At 48.2% G+C, this 1802-nt stretch carries 1 protein-coding gene; it reads right to left on the bottom strand.

Annotation, left to right across the window (positions count from 1 at the left end; translation table 11 throughout):
- On the bottom strand, positions 1–1634 hold a 1634-nt coding region (locus ACTHY5_RS09500), incomplete at its 3' end, for a SulP family inorganic anion transporter (RefSeq protein ID WP_441879048.1).
- Positions 1635–1802 lie beyond the last annotated feature (168 nt).

Raw genomic sequence — 1802 nt, 5'->3', positions numbered from 1 at the left:
TGACTGTGTTGTAAGCGATCCATCACAGGCCCTTTCACTTCTGAAAGATGAAAAGTCACGCCGCTGTCATCTAACCTATGGTTAATGGCTTCTAGGCTTTCTAGTGCTGAGGCATCAATTAAATTAACCGCAGGACACATTAACACTAAGTGCTTAACGGCCGGCTGCTTAACAATTAAGGCATATACGCGGTCTTCAAGGTGGCGGGCATTGGCAAAATATAAGCTTTCGTCCATTCGCAGTGTCACTAGGTGAGGATGGGTTATCACTTGGTGGCGTTCGATATTACGAAAGTGCTCTGTGCCCGGTACTAACCCCACCACGGCACTATGAGGGGTGCTAGTGCGGTGTAAAAATAGCAATAATGACAAACTTACACCGGCAACAATCCCCATCTCTACTCCCTGCGTGAGCGTCAGTAAAATGGTAACTAACATGGCGGAAAAATCACTACGTGAATACTGCCAAGTACGCTTAATGGCGCCGATATCAATCAGTGATAATACGGCCACTATAATGGTGGCGGCCAGCGTGGCTTGGGGTAGAAAAAACAGTAACGGAGTTAAAAAGAGTGCTGCTAATGCAATACCCAAGGCGGTAAATGCCCCTGCTGCAGGAGTTTGGGCGCCGGCATCAAAGTTGACTACTGAGCGAGAAAAGCCACCGGTAACCGGAAAGCCCCCCGCTAAGGCCGAGCCAATATTAGCCGCGCCTAAGCCAATTAACTCTTGGTTTGGCGCAATGCGTTGGCGACGTTTAGCCGCCAAAGTTTGTGCCACCGATACCGATTCAACAAAGCCTACTAAGCTGATAAAGAGTGCTGAGACTAGCAACTGTTGCCAAAGTTCACTATCAAAGTGTGGCAGAGTAAAAGCGGGTAAACCGGCTGGAATGCTACCCACTATCTGTACACCTTGCTGAGCAAGATCAGCCGTCCACACTACCAAAATAGTGGTGATTACTGCCAGTACCGGCCCTGTTTTAGAGACTAATGCCGCCACATGAGGCGACAGGCCACAGCGGGCTAATAGTGGTGCCAAACCTTTGCGTGACCAAAATAAAAACAATACCGCACCGCCACCAATGGCTAATGTGAGCAGGTTGGTGTGTTGAATATTAGTGGCAACAGCTTGTAAGATTTCTAGCAAATTATGGCCGCTGGCGCTAATTCCTAACAGATGTTGTAGCTGGCTGGCAGCAATCAGTAAGCCTGACGCGGTAATAAAACCAGAGATCACCGGATGGCTTAAAAAGTTAGCTAATACCCCAAGTTTTAATAAGCCCATTAACACTAAAATGATGCCAGAAATAAAAGCAAGGGCGATGGCGGCGACTAGATATTCACCGCTACCCTCTAGTGCTAAATTACCCACAGCGGCGGCTGTCATCAGAGATATGACGGCTACCGGCCCTACAGATAAGGTATGGCTGGTGCCAAATAAGGTGTAAGCCAGCAAAGGCAAAATGCTGGCGTACAGGCCAACCTCAGGAGGCAGACCGGCCAGCATGGCATAGGCTAGCGACTGTGGAATGAGCATAATGGTGACGATAATAGCCGCCACCATATCACTGGCTAAAGCGTGTTTATTATAAGCACTGAGCCAGTTGATCATCGGTAAGTAGCGTTTCAGCATTAAAAAGGCCTTAACAAAGTGTCGCTGCAAAAATCGTTATTTAAGTATATTCTTAATTACCTGCCTGCGGCAAGGAGGATCAGCGCCTAGCTACAAAACCTAACAAAAAAAGCACCGAACCTATCGATTCGGTGCTTATACTTTTCTGGGCGCTGGGCGCTGGGCGCT

Origin of the sequence: Oceanisphaera sp. (assembly GCF_052084945.1) — a bacterium.
In the GTDB taxonomy this organism is placed as follows: domain Bacteria; phylum Pseudomonadota; class Gammaproteobacteria; order Enterobacterales; family Aeromonadaceae; genus Oceanimonas.
The sequence above is the reverse complement of the archived record's forward strand: the minus strand, read 5'-3'. Positions and strand labels throughout refer to the sequence as shown.